Consider the following 17,173-nt stretch of genomic DNA (forward strand, 5'->3'; position numbering starts at 1 on the left):
TGATAATCATGCACGAGTTTCTCATATTTTTAACTTCATGATCAGATCGTGATTACCTTGAAAAGTTCCCAATAAAATAAAGTCTTTTATTTTCAGTGGTTAAAGTTCGATCCCACCCTTAACCATAGGTAAGTATCAGATCGAATCGATCTCTGATGAGTTAATTACTATACGCAAACCAAATGGTTCTGAGCTTCCAATGCCAAGGTCTATCGTTGATGAACTTACTACTTTAGTTCGATCCGGAAAAGTTTCGATTGAAGATATCAAGCAGAAAAGGGTGTTTGATAAGGTCGATACTTTGATGGAGAAGTACTTAGTAAATGGCTACCCGAATGTATTGGGACCGTTAGTTGAAGAGGTTGTTAGCAAAGGATTATCTCTATCTAATCAAGCGTCTTCCGATAAAAGGGTGTTAATTATTGATGAGATTAACCGAGGCAACATCTCCAATATCTTTGGGGAGCTAATAACCTTGATTGAACCTAGCAAGAGAGCTGGTGGTAAAGAGGCGCTATCGGTTAAGTTGCCATATTCTAAAGAGGTCTTCTCAGTTCCTGATAACCTGCACATCATTGGCACGATGAACACGGCTGATAAGTCGTTGGCTCAACTAGACATTGCACTGCGTCGCCGTTTTCAATTTGAAGAAATGATGACTAACTATGAACTGCTTGCAGAAATTCCACTAATAGATGGTATTGATATTGAGCAGATGGTTCGAGTCATTAATAAGCGAATAGAGCTTCTGTACGACCGTGAGCACACGATAGGTCACAGCTTCTTTTTATCACTAAACGATACTCCGTCTATTGAACATCTGGCTGAAATTTTTGAATTACAGATCCTTCCATTGCTGGAAGAGTATTTCTTTGAAGATTGGGAACGAGTAGCAATGGTTCTGGGTGATCACCTTAAAGCCGATGCTAGTTTGCGCTTTGTTGTTGAGCAATTTGATGCGAACGAAGTCGCGCAGTTAATGGGCGATGATTGGGATCAAACGGGCATAAAGCCTTATGTTAGAAACGATCAAGCCTTTAACACTGCCGCCGCATATATTGGTATCTATTTTAATGTTTAGTAGGAATCATGGCTCTGTGATTGCTGTCCGTGAGTTCGGCTTATTACTCAATGGTGGTGATAAGTCGAGTATTGATTGCCAGTCAATACCGAGTAAAGCGTTTGAGTGGTTATTGGTCAATGGACAGAGTAATAATCAAGAGTTAGTCGATCTCATAAAGGTCAAAAAGCAAGGTCGTTCAATTGCTCTGCAAGTTATCAATTATGTTGGGGTATTAGAAACGCCTTGCGGCACCCGGATTGAAATTCTTCCTAAAATTTCAGAGAAGGAAGATAACCAAACAGCCACGAAAGTGCTTCTCAAGATGCTTTCAACGGTCCATAAACTTAACATGCATAGGTTCGAAAACTCATCGCTACAAACGTTAAAAAGACCTCTTTTTGAAATCTTGATTGGCTATTTTTTGAATGAAGTCTCTAGTGTTATCAAGAAGGGCATTCGTAATCAGTACACAAGAGTTCAAGCGCGCAAGCCTTACTTAAAAGGTCAGCTACAAGCATCAAAGCAAATAAATCAAAGGCCGGGCTGCTTAAATAGTTTTAACGTTGCTTACGATGAATTCTCTCCGGATAGAGCAGAAAACAGACTGATACGAACTGCAGTGAGCCAGGTGATTAAGTGGAGCAAAAATAGTGATAACTTACGTTTGGGTAGTGAATTACAATTTGCACTTGATGATATCCCTAACTCTAAAAATTATGTATTGGATTTTCGTCAGTGGTCCAAGGATCGTTCTCTGGTTCACTATCGTGCTGTGAAGCCTTGGTGTGAGTTGATTTTGAGTTACCAATCACCAATATCCTTTTCAGGAGGGCACGAGGGCATCTCGATGCTTTTCCCTATGGAAAGACTATTTGAACAATATGTAGCGATCATGCTAGAAAAATCGCTGCATCATGATCTTACGTTAAGAACTCAGACGAGAGATTGCTCACTAGTTACTCATACGCCTGGCTTAGGAAAGCCTCAAGATTGGTTTAGACTTAAACCTGATATCGTCGTTAGCGATAAGAGTACTGGCGAGACGCTCTATGTAGCAGATACAAAGTGGAAGCGAATTGATGAGGGAAAAGCTACTGCTAAGCAAAAGTACCTTATTAAACAATCTGATATGTATCAGATGTTTGCATATGGCCAAAATTATTTAGATGGGGAAGGAGTGCTCTATCTTATCTATCCTGCGTACGAATGCTTTAAAAAGTCTCTACCACCATTTAGCTTCAATCACCGACTGACGACTAAAGTTATTCCATACGATCTTACAAACGATGATTGTGAATTATTACGTATGTAATTGCTTGAGCTGCTTTTGTATCACTAATGTTGAGGTCTATTGAGCATCTTCAATAAAAGCTTAACGCTACTAGCAAGCGAAAATATTAAACTGGATAATTTCATACTTGAGTGAACACTAATCAGAGTTATGTGAGCTTGAGACAAATTCACTCCACCACTGCATGATTTCTTTTCTTTGTTCGAAGAAATCAGAGCGGTTATAGCTTGCTCTTGTCGTATTCTTGTCCATGTGCGATAGGCAAGCTTCAATATGCAGTGTGTCAAAGCCTTGCTCGTGTAGGGCGGTTGATGCAATAGCTCTTAAACCATGTGCAACGAGTTCATCTTTAAACCCTAAGCTGCGTTTTAAAGCAGCATTGGCTGTGTAGATGCTTATATGACTCTGTGGGTTTCGTTCACCAGGGAAGACGAATTCTTTACCGTCACTTTGAATTCTGATTCGTTCAAGTACGGTAATAGCCTGCTCAGTTAGAGGAACTCTGTGTTCACGTCTACGCTTCATTTCTTCAGCAGGTATGGTCCAGCATCGGTTTTTTAAATCTATGTCTTTCCAGCGTGTTCTTGCCGCTTCTTTTGGACGTGCGATGGTGTGCAACTGCCAAAGTAGCAGTAGTTTGGTTTTATCTTGGATGTTTTCATTTTGCTCCAATCGAGATAAAAAGTCGCCTAATAGTTCAGGACGAATGGTAGGCATGTTTTCAACTTGGTGTTTCTCAAATGAATTGATCATTTTTGTTAGAGGATTAGCGGCGATGACATCGCTTGCTACAGCGTATTCCATTATTTGATTTAGGCTTTGGCAAATTCTTTTAATCGTTGATAACTTGCCTTCGGACTCTAACGGCCTCAGTGTTTCAATAGCATCACGTCGACTAATCTCGCTTATGGGAAGTGCGCCTAAATGATCGAATACGTATTTTTCCAATGTTCTCCAGGTTCGTTCTGCATGAAAAGGACTAACAGACTTACGTTTTCTTTCAAACCACATCGTTGCAACTGAAAGAAAGTTATCGTTGTGCTTACGCAGCTCTTCAATTCTCTTATCTTCTTTGAGGCGCTTAGGATCTAAACCTAACGCAATTTGTTTGCGATATTCTGCTGCTTCTAATTTGGCGGCAGCCAGACCTAAAGAAGGATAGGTTCCCATTGAAATTTTAGTTAGTTTTCGCGTTACAGGGTGACGATACTTAAACTGCCAGGCTTTTGTTCCTTTTCCGGAAGTGGAGCGTTTAGGGCGAATACGAAGTTGTAAGCCCTCTTCAACAGTGTAGGTATATTCCTTGTCCTTGATAACAAGTGCTTTGATTGATGTATCTGTAATCCGTTTAGCCATAATCATAATCACATAGATGAGCGAGTAGAGACCATTGTATAGCAATATAATCTGGTGGGGTACCAGGTGGGGTACCAAAGTGATGGTTTTCAATAAAACGTTGTGGGACTTCCTGGAATTGAATGTTTGGTTAAGTTGCTGATTTTAATGGTTTAAAAAGATTTTCTGGTAAGCTATGAGATTTAAATGCGGGTGACCCGGAAACCATTGGATTGACATGGGATTAACCTTGGAAATTCTTCGTTGGCGTCAATTGTAAGGGTTATCAGCCAAGAGTAAAGGGTAAAACGAGTGAAGTGATTAAAGGATACCCGGGTTAAATCAGGGCTAAGGGATAAATGCGAAAAGTTCGTCGATAGTGCCACTAGCGCTCACTAAATTATTTTGTCAGTGAGCGCCAGCCTTGGTTTAGCACTGTGCTTGGGCTATCGAATCAACTCGTAAATTTGCTATGGTAAATCAAAGATCAAAGCTTTGATGGTTTGTTGCCCGCTGTTCCGCAGAGTAATGTGAGTTTGTTGTTCTATCTTCGCACCATCGCCCGCGTGCAAAATCACGTCATCAACAGACAAGTCACCCGATATTTGGTGTACGTAGATATTGCGTTCGCCATTGATAGGCAACTCTAGTTCTTGAGGTGGCTCTAAGACGAGCTGATATAACGTGGCGTCTTGCTTGATATGCAGTGTGCCATTTTCACCCGTAGGCGTTGCGATTGTGGTTAAGCCATTGTTAGCACCGAAGTCTTTCTGTTGATACCCGGGCTTTTGTCCAACCACATTAGGTTGAATCCAAATTTGAAGAAAGTGCAACTTGTCTTGTGCTGAGCCATTGTACTCACTGTGATAAATGCCACTTCCAGCAGACATCAGCTGAAATTCTCCCGCGGGTAAGCTTTGGATATTACCTTCGCTGTCTTTGTGCTCAATTACCCCTTCAAGTACATAGCTGATTATTTCCATATCTTTATGGCCATGAGTATCAAATCCGGCCGATGGCTCAACGATGTCGTCATTGATCACTCTGAGGGAAGAAAAGCCCATTTGAGCAGGGTCATAATAGTGACCGAAAGAAAAAGTATGTTTGCTATCTAGCCAGCCAAAATTTGCTTGGCCTCTGTCTTGAGCATGACGGACTGTAATCATAAGCTTGCTCCTTTTTGACTGCTTCACTGGTTATTGTTGATGACTGTAGTGTAAGCATCTCGTCAGAGGATAGAATGAGAGGTTGTTGATGATGTAATTCAAATTTTTTGAACATCTCGTTAAGGTTTAATTTTTTAAAGACGCTCCCATTTTATCTATCTGTTGTGGGCAAAGTTTGTATTCAAACTCGAGTTATATATAGTCATGTATTCAAAAGGATAGGGAATATGTTCTAACGGCTCTATTGCCAATATCCTGATTGCTTTAAGTAATACCGCTGATATCAAAGCTAACGACATGGAACTGTGAGAGAAAGGATATGTTAGAGACAGAAAGGCTGATTCTAAAGCCGGTCACGCAACAAGATATTGATATTTATACTGAGTTACTCTCGTGCCCGAAAATAACCCGTTATCTACCGGGTGGTCAGCCATTTAGTGATGAATATATTAAAAACTATGTTCCGAAAAAAGTCGCACATTGGCGACATGGTTTTGGCACGTTTATTCTGTTTTTAAAGTCTGATCCAAGGATGAAAATTGGCTATGCGGGTGTGGAATACACCACTGATAGTCAGGTGCCTGATATTCGTTATGGCCTGCTCGAAAGTTATCAAGGTTTTGGCTATGCGTATGAAGCAGCAAAAGCATCGGTTGAATATACATTAACCAACACGGACATTAAGCGCATATTTGGTGTTGCCGTTGAAGAGAACCAAGCATCAGTGAAGTTGCTTAAAAAGTTAGGTATGCAACCAAGTGACACCGTTGTTTATGATGCGGACGGTTTAGTTACCTTCTCAATCACGCAAAAGGATTTAGAGAGTGAAGCGTAAACTGTCTGTTTGCCTATTCGCCGTGTTATTGATTGGCTTGGCGCTTCCTAGTCAAACGGTTATTCCAGTTAAAAATGCCAGTTGCCATGACTGGAATCCCAAAACATTTTGGTTCGAGCCGTGGGGTTCTTCTGGAGTGCACAAGGGTATCGATGTTTTTGCCGCAGAAAACACCCCAGCCATTGCCGCAGCATCAGGGTTTGTGTTGTTTAAAGGTGAACTCGCAAAAGGTGGAAAGGTAGTATTAATGCTTGGGCCTAAATGGCGTTTGCACTATTACGCGCACTTGAGTGACATCGAATCGAAACTTAGCTTTTGGGTGGATAAAGGACAACAGATTGGCGGGGTAGGCACAACAGGAAACGCGGTGGGTAAACCTGCTCACCTGCATTATTCCGTCGTAACTTTGCTGCCATATCCGTGGCTTATCACGTCAGAAACTCAAGGTTGGAAGAAGATGTTTTACCTTGACCCTGCTTTGGGATTTGAAAGTTGCCAACGCTAATTAGGTATTAGATGAGATAGTTAGCGTCTTTGTATTAGAACCAAAGCGCGTGTTAATTTGTCCTTAAGCGGTTGGTAATCGGTTTAAGGGCATTGGACAAACTCAGTTTGCTTACTATCGATGTCCAACGCTGTTTGATGACTTAATGCCATTGTCTCTGGGTTGGTAGGAAACTGAGCACCAGTTCCGGGCCAGTAGTAAATACCATTGTCTAAGCATAGAGTCACTATCACGGGATTTGTGTCTAATTCTTTCTTCTCTTCTTTTTCAAAATAACCGACAAATTCGATGTTATCGTGTGTTTCACCGCGAAACGTCTCGACCACTTGTGCATGGTAGATATGCTTATCGTCGTGTTCTTCTTCAACCACATCTACTTTGGTGTATTTCAATACAGCTGAATAGGGTGTTTCATGAATTGCGTTAGTTAGGGAAGTGTTGAGTTCGTTGTCCGCAATTGCCGAGTGAGATAGTGTGAAACATAAAGTGCTGAGCAGGGAAAGATTGTGCGTAAGCCTTGTCATCGTTAACTTCTCCGTAAGTTGCATCAAATTAAACTCTAGCGCCGTTGGCAAGTAGTACAGCCTCGACATGCTTGGCGAGTTTGCTTATTAAGTTTGGAGCGTTGTACTTTGCAATAGGCGTTTTTCAGTGCTCGCCTTCCAGAAAACCAATCGTCCGGTTTGGTCAGAATTACATAACCATTAAAGCGCTTGACTAGCTCTATGCGGTTTGCAGCAATGAACTTGCTGTCGTAACCAATTTCAAAGTAGTCCAGAGCCTGCTCAATTGAGGTGAAATTGGCGATGGTTTGTTGGATCTCAGATGCGCTCATAACCGCCTATGTGGTAACAAGGTTAAGTTGATGTCATTGTATCTTAAGTTATGGGTAAAAATAATCAGCGATGTTTGATGTGCCTCGCTCGACAATTGCTACTTGGCTGTATATATTCGTCTATCCCTATGATTTAAAGAAAGTTATCTCCATGTCTGCACCACAAATCACCACTTTCAACGAAGTTTTTGGACAAGATTCGCTAATCGCGCGAGCTAACCCTAATCTTGAGAAGTTCCAGTTTGTTCCCAGTGAAGAACCTATTCCAGAGGCATTCATTACAACGTTAAAGAATGATTTGCAGATCGAACTGCCGAGTATGTTTATCGACTTCACAAACCAATGTGGTGGATTTGCTGCAGGAGCGGACTTTCTCTACCCGTCTGCGCGTAAAGATGGGGCGATTTGTTCTCCGTTTGTCGAGTTTGAGTTTGAAAATCGCCTGACGGGTTTGAGTTTGTTTGAAGGGTTTATCGCTCCGGGGAGTAATGCATACGATACACAATTAAGTACCTTAGTAGACTGCTTTACTGATGATTACCATGCGAGTGAGCTTAACGGCAGAGACTTACGAAAACTTATTCCGTTTGTGTGTGAAAACGGGGATCTTCTGTGTTTGGATTACAACGATGCCAATGATGGCGAACCATCGATTGTCATGGTCACTTATGATGGTGTTGCTATCACTCGCGTATTAGATAACTTCGAAGCAATGTTACTCGCAATGGTAATACGTTAACGAACATCCTGTACGACAAGTTCAACCATTAATGTGTCAGATATTGCTTGCGCCAACTGGTGGATTTTTTCGCGGTCTGAGCTTTCCTCAATCGTATGGTCTCGACCCTGTTTAGGCTCTAAGTACAAATAGGCGGTGCTAGGATCGCCTTCATCGTAAGTAATCTCGACACGCACTCGTTTAAGGTCGTATTTGCTGAACAGTTTTTTACCATTCAATAGGATGTCACTGTTATATCGGTAAAGCTCATAGCGCTGACCAAAGATAAGCTTACGTACGTCATTAAGCAATTTCAGTACGATGATGATTCCTGCAAAGGCGAACAGTGAACTGATCGCGATTAGGATGAAATCATCTTTAGTAAGATTCTCGTACCTTTCCCATGTTAATTGCAACTCTTGGCCGATAAGAGAGGCATCAAGCAGGATCCACCACCAAACAATGACAAATCCGCCAAACATTAAACAGCGCTTAAGCTGTTGGCAACGAGAACGAACAAGGACAAGCCGATCACTATTTTGAGAAGCGATATATACAGCACTCATTGGATAGGCCTCCTATGGTTTGGGTAGCAAAGAGCATTTAACTCTCACTAATCTAGCGACTTCTTGCGGCTAATTTTTACTCTAATCGCGTTAGAGATATGCTCGGCTAATTCTTCGATGGCTTCTTTGTCGTAACTGTGTTCAATAGCGCGTGATTTACCATTGAGTAACCGGAGGATGAGAGAGTAGCGAGTCGCATGTTCTTTTTTCGCTTCGCTGATTTCAAAACTCTGAATATCGAAATAGCTGTAGAGCTTTCGTTTACCAAAGTAAATCTCGGATTTTTTATTATCGAATCGGTAACTGTGGCCAAGAATGGCTCTTTCAATTGTCGCTAGCGTGTTAATGGTATGAACGATAAGCGCGATACCAACGATAATAATGATCATTACACGAGCGTTAAGGCTGCCACCACGCTGTAAATGCTGCAAGGTGTCCATTACGTAGGCTTTTGCTTGCGGGTAGGTAAAAAGAACCCAAGCAATGATGGCGATCGACCAACACATCAGGATTGCTTTAAACAGTTCTCGTGTGCGTTTAACGGAAAGCAGGAGTTCATGCTTATCGTTGTTGATGACTTTTAACATCTCATATCAACCATATTCAGGGTTATGAGATGTATTTTATAAATTTAACGCACTGATACTTAGGAATATTTGTGAGGTGCGCTGTACATTTTGTTTATTACTGATGAGCTGTTCTCCTTTGTCTTTCGTATTCATTTAAGTGAATAAAAAAGGAGAGCAGTGAATGAAAAAACGTGGAATTTACTGGGTTACCGATGATTTTCGGGTAAAAGAAAACCCACTGCTCAATAAAACGAATGAAGTGGATGAGTTGGCGATCGTTCACTATTTGCCGGGCGTTACGCCGTTCTTACAACACTATGCTGGTGTGACGAGGATCGGTCGTAACAAAGATAAGTTCATCAAACAAACGATTTACGATTTCAACCACGCACTGCAAGATTATGGGCAAAAGCTCCACACTTTCGCTCACGAACCCTTCAAGCACCTTTATAAGTTAATCAGCTCCTTAGATATCACTCACCTTTATTGTGACGACTTTGCTGGATGGAATGAAAAGCGAGTGATTGAAAAGCTCACACACTATTTCCCTAACCTCAAGGTAGTAAGCGTTAACACTCGAATGCTATTTGATGAAAATAATCTACCTCTGCTTAGAGAAGGGGATTTAGACACGTTTTCCAAGTTTAGGAGGCGTGTGGAATCGAGCATACCTTTAAACGCCCATGAGGTTCTGTTTAGCCTACCAAAGCGCATTCCTTTATCGGGTGAGATAAGAATAAGCGGTTTTCATTGTGGTGGTTCCGATTTCGTTGGCGGAGAGCAAGCCGGATTGAATCATTTGGAACGCTACTTTGAACAAGATTTCGCATTGCATTACAAGCAGACGCGAAATGCTTTAGAGGGTGAGGGCAATTCTACGCAGTTTTCTCCTTGGTTGGCGCTTGGCTGCGTGTCTCCACAAACGATATTACGTAAACTCAGGATTTTCGAGGCTTGTCATGGCACGAATGATTCAACCGCTTGGATAGAGTTTGAACTTCTGTGGCGCGAGTATTTCTATTGGTATGGGCGCAAACATGGCAGTCGGCTTTTTAAGTTTAGTGGTATTAAAGATGCGATGCCGCTCACTAGCTTTTACGCCCAGCGCTTTCAGCAGTGGAAACATGGGATGACGGCGTTTCCATTAGTGAATGCATGTATGCGTCAGCTCAATCAAACTGGTTTTATGTCTAACCGTGGCAGGCAAATAGTCGCCAGCTGTTTAGTAAACGAACTGCAATTAGATTGGCGTTACGGAGCGGCTTACTTTGAAACTCAGTTAGTTGATTATGACGTGTCATCCAACTGGGGTAACTGGCAGTATCTCGCTGGAGTAGGGGCAGACCCGCGCGGTCTAAGACGTTTTGATATTAACAAGCAAACTGAGCTGTATGACCCAGAGAACCACTTCATCAAAAAATGGTGTGGTGAGGAGTACACACGAATTAGTGATGCTAATGTGATTGACAGTGTAGATATGGTTGATTGGCCGATAGAGCCGAAATTGAAGCGGAGATTGCAGTGAATATAGATCGCGTGAGACTGATCCTTGGGGACCAACTCAATCATAATCACTCTTGGTTTAACCATGTTGAGCCAAACACGTTGTACTTAATCGCTGAGCTAAAACAAGAAACAGGGTACGTAAAGCACCACGTGCAAAAAATTAGTGCGTTCTTTGCTGCGATGGAGGCGTTTGCCATCGCGCTTCAACAAGAAGGCCATCATGTATTGCATTTAACACTCGACCAAAGCTGTGAATATAAAGATTTAAACCATTTGATTGCTGCAATGGTTAATCAGCATTCAGCAAAATACTTTGAGTACCAAAGACCAGATGAATTTCGACTGTTTCAAAGCATGCAGGGGTTAGAGTTAGCAAACTGTCAGATAAATTGCGTCGATAGCGAACATTTTCTTCTGCCTTATGATGAAATCAGCGAGTATTTTAAACCCAACAAACGCACCGTGATGGAGCCGTTTTATCGTAGAATGCGCAAACGTTATGGCATTTTGGTTGAAGATGGTAAACCCGTTGGTGGTAAATGGAATTTCGATGCCAACAATCGCAATAAACTCAAAGTAAAAGACATCGATGAACTGCCTGAGCCACTGATGTTTAGTAACGATGTAAGCGCTATTTTGCAGCGATTAGACAGACATGACGTGAGTACTATCGGGCAGGCATCTAAAATGTTGTTGTGGCCAATCAACCGAGCGCAAAGTTTAAGTTTGCTCGCACATTTTTGCCGTGTATGTTTGCCACGGTTTGGTCAGTTTCAAGATGCGATGACCAAAAACGCTTCCTCGCAGTGGAGCTTGTACCACAGCCGCTTGTCGTTCGCACTCAATGCAAAGTTACTGTCGCCAAAAGAGGTCGTTGACGCAGCGTTGTCAGCATACAGTTGTGATGATCAAATCGATCTCGCTCAGATAGAAGGCTTCGTCAGACAAATCATTGGTTGGCGCGAGTATATCCGCGCGATTTATTGGGCAAATATGCCGCATTATGGCGAACTCAATGCGCTTTCCGCTCACCGAAAGTTGCCTGACTACTTTTGGCATGGTGAGACTAAAATGAGCTGTCTAAAACAAGCGATCACTCAATCACTCGAATACGCTTATGCTCACCATATTCAACGTTTGATGGTCACAGGGAATTTTTGCCTGCTGACTGAAATCGATCCAAACCAAGTCGACGATTGGTACCTTGGTATCTATATCGACGCGATAGAATGGGTAGAAATGCCCAACACTCGTGGCATGGCATTGTTTGCTGATGGGGGTATTGTCGGCACTAAGCCGTATGCGGCAAGTGGCGCTTACACACAAAGAATGAGCGATTATTGTAAAGGGTGCCATTACAACCAAAAACTGAAATCAGAAGAAAATGCCTGTCCACTTAATAGCCTGTACTGGCGCTTTATGGTTAAACATCGCCCAACAATAGGCAGCAACCCGAGAATGGGCATGATATTTCGTTCGTGGGACAACATGGCAGAGCCCGCACAGCAGGCTATCTTGCAACGTGCAGAGTATTACTTACAGCAGATTGAATCTCTCTAAAGCAAATTTGATCAAAGCCCTCGCAATGTTGATGCCCTCGTTTTACACTGCCTCAACACAAAAGCGAGAGGCTAAGTATTTGAAACTCGATGATTTAAAGCTATTGGTAAAAGTGGTAGAACTAGGCAGTTTTACTGCGGCGGCTAATGCGCTTGATTTACCAAGGGCGAATGTAAGCCGTCGGATAAACACCTTAGAATCTGACATCGGCGTGCCCATGTTTCACCGCACAACGCGTAGCCTATCTCTGACCAATCAAGGTGAAATCTATTACCAAGAGCTTCGCCAAATCTTAGAGCAGTTTGATAGCCTAAATCAGTCAATTGTTCGTGATACTCATATTCTAAAGGGCAAAGTTAAGTTTGGTATTTTGCCGGAAACCCATGACATTCTTCAGCCGATATTGTTCGAGTTTCTCGACCGTCACCCCGAGATCGAACTCGATATTCGAGTGATTCAAAACGGCTTTATTGATATGTACCAACAAGGGTTAGACTTTGCGTTTCATGGCGGGGCATTGGTTGATTCAGACTTGGTAGCAAGGCAAGTATTGCAGCTAGATCGCTGTTTAGTAGCCTCACCGCAATACATTGAGCAATTTGGTGAGCCGCACTCTGTTAGCGATATCAACAAGCATCATGCTTTGTGCTTTCGTTGGCCAACAGGGGAAGTTGACCAAGATTGGCAGTTCTCTAATGGCAGTGTACGAGTCCACTCGAAGTTGATTGCCAATAGCATCGCGTTTTTGAAAGACGCCACCCTTAAAGGGCGCGGAATTTCATTTCTTCCTAAAATTTTAGTTAAGCACCAGCTTAGTTCCGGAGAACTCGTTCATCTATTGCCGGACCAAGTCTCTAAAAATGAACATGGTTATTTGCTTTACCCTCAACCAAAAACACTAAGCCACGTTAGTCGTCAATTGATAGACCATTTACTGGCCGAAATCCCTAAGTTGAATTAACGAGCGAATATTTGCGAAGCATTAGTTAGAGCGATTCAATTATGTTTTGCAGCTTAAGGCGAAAATAACAGTTTTGTACAATACTCGCCTAAGAGTGCGTTTTATTGTGTAGCGTACGTTTGAGTAAAGGACTACACAATGACTTCACTATTAATGCCAATGGTAGCTTTCGCCTTGGTTACCTCTATCTCTCCTGGTCCAGTAAATATTATAGCGACTGTTACAGGAGCAAATCATGGTTATACTCGAACAGTACCGCATATTATCGGCGCAACATTTGGCTTCGTCTCGATTTTGTTCCTATTTGGCCTTGGTTTATCTCTTCTGATGAATGAAATTTCAAATTTAGCGAAGCTGGTAACGTATGTTGGGGGGAGCTTTTTGTTATATCTTGCCTACAAAATCGCCACGCAAGAACCGTCAATTAATGAAGAGGAATGCAAAAACTGCAGATCTGCACCATCACTGTTACAAGGGGTCATGTGTCAGTGGTTGAACCCTAAAGCATGGATTGTTTCTCTCGCTGGGATTTCCGTGTTTTATACGGGGCAAGATGCTGGAGTTGGTATGTTAAGTCTATTCTGCGCGATATTTTTTGTGGTTTGCTATATATCGATTTCAGTCTGGGCAATGCTTGGGGTTGTCATTAGTTCTATTTTAGAGACCCCAAAACAGTTTCGGCTGTTTAATATAGTCATGGCACTACTACTAGTTCTAACAGTTCTATATACTTTTTTCTTATCCAGTTGAAACAGAATTTTTCTCTATGGTTAAACAACAATTTTATCGACCTAACGCCGTGCCTTTAGAGCTGCGTTGTTCTGAAAATTCATACGCTTGTTATGGAAAGCATACTCATGAAGAGTTTTCTGTTGGGGCGGTAGATTGTGGCCAAAGTGACTATTTCAATAACAATATGGAATGTAAAATTGAAGCGGGTTCTCTGGTCATTGTTAATCCGATGGCGGTGCATTCATGCAATCCGGTACACAATACCAATTGGAGCTATAAGATGTTGTACGTATGCCCAAAATGGTTAGGCGACGTGCAATCAATGATTGTAGACAATCCAACTAAAAGCTTTACACCGTTTTCCACTATCCATACAACGTCTGCGTTGCTTTATAAGCAGTTTCAATTATTGGCAGAGTCGATTATGAATGATGTCGATGACATGAAAGTGGAGGAAGAAAGCATCACGTTTTTTTCTAGCTTGTATAGCAACGCCAACGCGTTAAATGTTGACAGCTCGGGCCCAAAGGAAAATGTAGTTAAGGCCCATGATTTTATCTTTGCTAACTTTAAAAATAACATCTCTATCAGAGAGATAGCGGAAAATGCCGGGTTGAGCGAATTTCACTTAATTCATTCGTTTAAAAAGTCTTATGGCATCACACCTCATGCAATGCAAATAACCATGAGAATTAATGAAGCAAAAGTGTTGCTCAAAAAAGGCTATGACATAGCCTCGGTCGCTACTGAGCTAGGATTCAATGATCAAAGCCACTTTCATCGCCACTTCAAAAAGTTAGTGGCAGTTACTCCCACTCAGTACAAACGTTAAGTTTCAGTAATGGCTGTGTAAATGAGCGTTGCTCCCATTTTCAGGGAGCAACGTTCAAAGGTCTACATCAGTGCAATGTAGCCTTGCAATATGATTAGATTGACGATGTCGATAAAGAAAGCGCCAACGATCGGGACAACGAGGAAAGCTTGCGGTGACGGGCCGTGGCGGTTGACCAAGGTACCCATGTTCATTACGGCAGTCGGTGTTGCGCCTAAGCCAAAACCACAATGTCCGCTTGCAATAATAGCGGCATCATAGTTTCGTCCCATAAAACGATAGGTTACATAAGTCGCAAACAAGCCTAGCAGGATTGACTGAATACAAAGTATCAACAGCAAGGGTAATGCGAGATCGAATATGTTCCATAGTTTCAAGCTCATTAATGCCATGGCAAGGAACAGCGATAATGACACGGTCCCTAACATGTCTACGGTCTCAACATCGAGCTTACTGACTTTGGTGACTTCCAATGTGTTAGTAATGATAACACCCAGAAACAGCGCATAGACAAAGTCTGGGATCATGAGATAGCGAATACCGAAGCAGCTTACCCAATCACTTAACGCAGTTGCACCAGTCACACAGACCAAAATAAGCGCCAAACTCTGTACAACGCGTTTTGCAGTAACTTTATCCTCTTCATCCACCTGATAGGTGACAAGCTCTGGAAAATGTTTGTGTGATTGATGCGAATTACCAAATGAACTCTTGAGATTGTGCTTTTTAATCAAACGCTGCGCCATCGGTGCGCCGATGATACCCCCAATAATTAGACCGAAGGTGGCTGACGCCATTGCAATCTCAAGTACATTGTTGATGCCATATTGTTCTTGGAAAGTCGTCGCCCAAGCCGCACCCGTACCATGCCCACCTGATAAAGTAATAGAACCGACAATCAAGCCAAGCAGTGGATCGAGCCCTAGTAGCGTTGCGAGTGAAACGCCGACTGCATTTTGAATCACAATATAAATGGAAGCGATGGCAAGGAAGATAAATACCTTTAAACCGCCTTTGATGAGCTGGGTGTAGTTAGCTGCGAGTCCTACCGTTGCGAAGAACATCAACATGAAGGTGTTTTGTAACGGCAAATCAAAGCGAATTTCAACACCAACAAAGTGCGCAATGGTTAGTGCCGTGGCAACGATAAGACCACCCACAATTGGCTCAGGAATTGAAAAGCGTTGAAGCAGTGGAACTTGCTTGTTTACCCACTGACCTAAAAAAAGCACGACCATGGCAAGCAGGAAAGATACCTGAGGGCCAATCGATAGCACTTGATTCATTTTGTCCTCTTTATTCGTTCACTCTCCGTGGAACGATCATACGGGTTATGAAGGCGAACAGATTACTGCGAAGCTACCGTTTTAGCTACGAAATTAGTGATGGATGTTGAAAATTTATAAATTGACTTTTGGCGTTTGTTTGTTTTTGCCGCAGAGGCTGCATTGTCACTACAAATTGTACAAAATTCCATCTAACCCCCGATTCTAGTGTATAAGGTTAGTTTTATTGTCATGAAATTTGTGACAGTAAGTCTCGATAGTAGATGATTATTTGAACGGTGTTCGATTGTAAAATAGCGCCATCTACTTTGGAGCTATTTGAAATGAAAACACCTAATCAAATTTTCTGTATTACAGCTTTGGCTATATTGGTCAGTGGTTGTAATCAAGCGCAAGACAATCAGCCAATGATTCCTAGAGCCAAAACTGTGCAAGTCGTCGAGTTGGCCGATCCAAATAGCCGTTCTACAAAACACTTTAGTGGCGTAATCGGTGCTATAGATAGCGCTGACCTCTCTTTCCGCATTCCCGGCACTATTGAACAAGTGATGGTGAGCAAAGGGGACATGGTTAAGAAAGGGCAAGTTATTGCAACCTTAGACCCGCATGATTACCAAGTAACAGTACAAGAGTTAGAAGCAAGGTTACTCGAAGCAAAATCAGCCCATAAACTGGCTAAAGCAGAGTTAAAGCGCGTTAAACAAGCCACTAGCGACGATGCAATTGCAGCGGTTAATCTAGACCGAGCGATTAGCGGTTACGAGCGCAGTTTGGCGGCGATTAAAGTGGTGAACAAAAACATTCAACGCGCCAAGGATATGTTGTCTTACACCGAGTTAAAAGCGCCGTTTGATGGTGTTATCGGTAGTGTTAACAACGAGCAGTTCGAGCAAGTTATCCCAGGTGTTGCGTTTGCTACTTTGCAAAATGATATGCAATTGGAAGTGGATATTGATGTTCCTGAGAGCCTAATTACTGAATTTGAAGTGGGTCAAACGGGAGCGGTGACTTGGTATCAAGGCAACACGGAGTTGGTAGGTAACGTATCTGAAATTGCGCCTATTCCTCATCTAATTAAACAAACCTACACGGTAACCTACACCCTAGAAAAAGGCGATGCGCACTTGTTCCCGGGAAAGGTGGTATCGGTCAGCGCGTCTTTAGATTCTGACAATGACGATCACTGTGTACCTTACTCAGCGTTAGTTGGAGAGAAGCAGAGCATGCACGTCAACTTAGTGCGTGATAATAAGATTGTTTCTGCGCCAGTTGATCTGCGCTCGATTGATGCTTACCAAGCCTGCGTTCAAGGCGAAATGCAAAGCGGTGATTTAGTCGTGGTGAGTGGTTCTCAATACCTTGCCGATGGCGACAAAGTCGGCAATATCGTTGTGCGAACTCAGTAAGGAACAA

18 protein-coding genes are annotated in these 17,173 nt (G+C 42.4%); 11 read left to right on the top strand and 7 right to left on the bottom strand.

From position 1 onward, the window contains the following. The first annotated feature begins 199 nt into the window (after positions 1-199). Positions 200-1,081, top strand: a complete 882-nt coding sequence (locus MU515_RS17415; protein WP_260261658.1) for an AAA family ATPase — start codon at positions 200-202, stop codon at positions 1,079-1,081. After that, positions 1,017-2,375, top strand: a complete 1,359-nt coding sequence (locus tag MU515_RS17420; RefSeq protein WP_260261659.1) for an McrC family protein — start codon at positions 1,017-1,019, stop codon at positions 2,373-2,375. The genes MU515_RS17415 and MU515_RS17420 overlap by 65 nt, the downstream gene beginning before the upstream one ends. Positions 2,376-2,492: 117 nt before the next feature. Here MU515_RS17420 and MU515_RS17425 read toward each other — a convergent pair whose 3' ends face one another. Together MU515_RS17425 and MU515_RS17430 are read right to left on the bottom strand one after the other, a co-directional pair. Next, the gene (locus MU515_RS17425) at positions 2,493-3,710 is read right to left on the bottom strand and encodes a tyrosine-type recombinase/integrase (RefSeq protein ID WP_260261660.1); all 1,218 of its coding nucleotides are present in this window, start codon (positions 3,708-3,710) and stop codon (positions 2,493-2,495) included. Between the two features lie 449 nt (positions 3,711-4,159). Beyond that, positions 4,160-4,855 carry a pirin family protein gene (locus MU515_RS17430; protein ID WP_260261661.1) on the bottom strand — a complete coding sequence of 232 codons (696 nt, stop codon included), beginning with the start codon at positions 4,853-4,855 and terminating at the stop codon, positions 4,160-4,162. 319 nt (positions 4,856-5,174) lie between these two features. On the opposite strand from MU515_RS17430, the gene MU515_RS17435 reads away from it, so the two are divergent. Both MU515_RS17435 and MU515_RS17440 read left to right on the top strand, forming a co-directional pair. Next, complete coding sequence (locus MU515_RS17435; protein WP_260261662.1) at positions 5,175-5,690, top strand: GNAT family N-acetyltransferase; 516 nt, start codon at positions 5,175-5,177, stop codon at positions 5,688-5,690. Then, a complete protein-coding gene (locus MU515_RS17440; RefSeq protein ID WP_260261663.1) occupies positions 5,680-6,195 on the top strand; it encodes a M23 family metallopeptidase in 516 nt (171 codons plus the stop codon). The genes MU515_RS17435 and MU515_RS17440 overlap by 11 nt, the downstream gene beginning before the upstream one ends. An 83-nt stretch (positions 6,196-6,278) precedes the next feature. Here MU515_RS17440 and MU515_RS17445 read toward each other — a convergent pair whose 3' ends face one another. Next, complete coding sequence (locus MU515_RS17445; RefSeq protein WP_260261664.1) at positions 6,279-6,719, bottom strand: hypothetical protein; 441 nt, start codon at positions 6,717-6,719, stop codon at positions 6,279-6,281. 35 nt (positions 6,720-6,754) lie between these two features. Continuing rightward, complete coding sequence (locus MU515_RS17450) at positions 6,755-7,030, bottom strand: nitrogenase-stabilizing/protective protein NifW (protein WP_260261665.1); 276 nt, start codon at positions 7,028-7,030, stop codon at positions 6,755-6,757. A 151-nt stretch (positions 7,031-7,181) separates the two neighbouring features. Between MU515_RS17450 and MU515_RS17455 the strand changes: the two genes are divergently transcribed. Next, positions 7,182-7,769 carry an SMI1/KNR4 family protein gene (locus MU515_RS17455; RefSeq protein ID WP_260261666.1) on the top strand — a complete coding sequence of 196 codons (588 nt, stop codon included), beginning with the start codon at positions 7,182-7,184 and terminating at the stop codon, positions 7,767-7,769. On the opposite strand, the gene MU515_RS17460 is transcribed toward MU515_RS17455, so the two are convergent. Both MU515_RS17460 and MU515_RS17465 read right to left on the bottom strand, forming a co-directional pair. Next, positions 7,766-8,314: a hypothetical protein gene (locus MU515_RS17460; protein ID WP_260261667.1), complete on the bottom strand. Its 549-nt coding sequence runs from the start codon at positions 8,312-8,314 to the stop codon at positions 7,766-7,768. The genes MU515_RS17455 and MU515_RS17460 overlap by 4 nt on opposite strands. Positions 8,315-8,361: 47 nt before the next feature. Continuing rightward, positions 8,362-8,901 carry a hypothetical protein gene (locus tag MU515_RS17465; RefSeq protein ID WP_260261668.1) on the bottom strand — a complete coding sequence of 180 codons (540 nt, stop codon included), beginning with the start codon at positions 8,899-8,901 and terminating at the stop codon, positions 8,362-8,364. A 163-nt stretch (positions 8,902-9,064) separates the two neighbouring features. On the opposite strand from MU515_RS17465, the gene MU515_RS17470 reads away from it, so the two are divergent. The 5 genes from MU515_RS17470 (at position 9,065) to MU515_RS17490 (ending at position 14,474) form a co-directional block, all read left to right on the top strand. Continuing rightward, positions 9,065-10,408 carry a DASH family cryptochrome gene (locus MU515_RS17470; RefSeq protein WP_260261669.1) on the top strand — a complete coding sequence of 448 codons (1,344 nt, stop codon included), beginning with the start codon at positions 9,065-9,067 and terminating at the stop codon, positions 10,406-10,408. After that, the gene (locus MU515_RS17475; protein ID WP_260261670.1) at positions 10,405-11,949 is read left to right on the top strand and encodes a cryptochrome/photolyase family protein; all 1,545 of its coding nucleotides are present in this window, start codon (positions 10,405-10,407) and stop codon (positions 11,947-11,949) included. Before MU515_RS17470 ends, MU515_RS17475 begins: the two co-directional genes overlap by 4 nt. A gap of 79 nt (positions 11,950-12,028) precedes the next feature. Then, the gene (locus tag MU515_RS17480) at positions 12,029-12,910 is read left to right on the top strand and encodes a LysR family transcriptional regulator (RefSeq protein ID WP_260261728.1); all 882 of its coding nucleotides are present in this window, start codon (positions 12,029-12,031) and stop codon (positions 12,908-12,910) included. Positions 12,911-13,048: 138 nt separating this feature from the next. Further along, positions 13,049-13,660, top strand: coding sequence for a LysE family translocator (locus MU515_RS17485; protein ID WP_260261671.1), 612 nt, complete (start codon positions 13,049-13,051; stop codon positions 13,658-13,660). Between the two features lie 16 nt (positions 13,661-13,676). Beyond that, positions 13,677-14,474: an AraC family transcriptional regulator gene (locus tag MU515_RS17490; RefSeq protein ID WP_260261672.1), complete on the top strand. Its 798-nt coding sequence runs from the start codon at positions 13,677-13,679 to the stop codon at positions 14,472-14,474. Between the two features lie 62 nt (positions 14,475-14,536). On the opposite strand, the gene gltS is transcribed toward MU515_RS17490, so the two are convergent. Beyond that, a complete protein-coding gene (gene gltS / locus MU515_RS17495) occupies positions 14,537-15,760 on the bottom strand; it encodes a sodium/glutamate symporter (protein WP_260261673.1) in 1,224 nt (407 codons plus the stop codon). A 323-nt stretch (positions 15,761-16,083) separates the two neighbouring features. Here gltS and MU515_RS17500 point away from each other — a divergent pair, with 323 nt between their 5' ends. Further along, positions 16,084-17,166, top strand: a complete 1,083-nt coding sequence (locus tag MU515_RS17500; RefSeq protein ID WP_260261674.1) for an efflux RND transporter periplasmic adaptor subunit — start codon at positions 16,084-16,086, stop codon at positions 17,164-17,166. Positions 17,167-17,173 lie beyond the last annotated feature (7 nt).

Origin of the sequence: Vibrio intestinalis (assembly GCF_025195085.2) — a bacterium.
Taxonomy (GTDB): Bacteria; Pseudomonadota; Gammaproteobacteria; order Enterobacterales; family Vibrionaceae; genus Vibrio; species Vibrio intestinalis.